Source organism: Vibrio sp. 3-2(1) (assembly GCF_963887575.1).
GTDB lineage: Bacteria > Pseudomonadota > Gammaproteobacteria > Enterobacterales > Vibrionaceae > Vibrio > Vibrio anguillarum.
This window is the reverse complement of the sequence record NZ_CAWPGB010000043.1, coordinates 1-1,209: the sequence shown is the minus strand read 5'-3', so window position 1 is coordinate 1,209 and position 1,209 is coordinate 1. Positions and strand designations below refer to the sequence as shown.

General features: G+C 39.0%; 2 protein-coding genes. One reads left to right on the top strand and one right to left on the bottom strand.

The window, feature by feature from the left end; genetic code table 11:
- The first annotated feature begins 323 nt into the window (after nt 1–323).
- Nucleotides 324–554, top strand: a complete 231-nt coding sequence (locus tag AACQ79_RS13090) for a PAS factor family protein (RefSeq protein ID WP_013868597.1) — start codon at nt 324–326, stop codon at nt 552–554.
- 119 nt (nt 555–673) lie between these two features.
- Here the strand turns inward: AACQ79_RS13090 and AACQ79_RS13085 are convergent, their stop codons facing one another.
- Nucleotides 674–880 carry a DUF1289 domain-containing protein gene (locus AACQ79_RS13085; protein WP_170899894.1) on the bottom strand — a complete coding sequence of 69 codons (207 nt, stop codon included), beginning with the start codon at nt 878–880 and terminating at the stop codon, nt 674–676.
- Nucleotides 881–1,209 lie beyond the last annotated feature (329 nt).

The window sequence follows — 1,209 nt, the reverse complement described above, 5'->3', positions numbered from 1 at the left end:
AAGTAATCCGAACTAAATGATGTATATTTTTCAGACACTTCACTAGGTAAAGTTCGAAGGTACTGCTGTAAAAATAACTGACTCTTTTCTTCCATGATTCTCTGAACCTGATTAAAAACATAACGCCCGGCTAAGGGGTTGACAACACATAGCCGAACTTAAAAAACACACTATAAACACTGAACTTCAATTTTGCACTAAAGTCGCCACGCGTTGGCAATCCCTCTTGAGCCGTTTGTTATGTGATTGTTGCACAAGATTTACATTAAGGGCTCAGCTATAATCCATACGCACCAAGTTAACTATAATAAAATGGACATGATATGAAAGCTCTTATTTATGAAACTCTTATTAGCCTTGCAAACCAAGACCCTGAACAACATGCAAAAATTCGCGAAAATCTGTATGAACAGTTGGGCTTGCCTTTGGACAAACAATTAGCTCTATACTCTAGAGCCCTTGGGCCAGCAAGTTCAGGAAAACTTGAAAATGACCAAGCGATCAATAATGCAGTTGAAAGTGCCATTAAGCTGCTAGAAACACCTGAGCACTAGCCTTGCATTACTAAATATCAGCGGCCCACAACGTCAAGGGCCGTTTTTATATGCTCATTTTCTAACAAATTCTCAACGAATTTAGACAAAATTATCACTAGTAATACTTTTAGAGAAAACTAAAACCTCGATTTTTGAGACAACTCCCTTCTTTGACGGCATGCAATAAGAATCTTGTTCTTTTCAATTATCGTTGAAGAATGCCAATCAATGATTTCATTCAACGATCTGAAACATCCCAAACAAATATCCATTTCATCTAAACAGCACTGTTTAATACACGGTGACATGGGCTCTTCGACCTCACTCATTTTCCTATCTTCCATAACAAAAATCCTATCACATTTCCGCAGTAGTCTTTATTAATGAAATCATAGTAAAGAATTCGGCGTACACTAGCACATAACGCCGCGTTAAGGGGCAGCCGACGCTACGAGCAACTTTCCACATAACACCGTAATCACATAAACCAACGCATAATAAAAATGCCACGTGTTGGCTGTCCCTCTTGAACGCTTTGTTATGAGGCTTGGATTCAAGTACGAAGTGCGACACCTCTGAACATAAAAACAGTGAGATGCGATAATCATGAAGTTTGCTCCCGCCAAGAAGTAAAAAACATGAGATACACGCACCTCACTGAGAACGAAAGGTA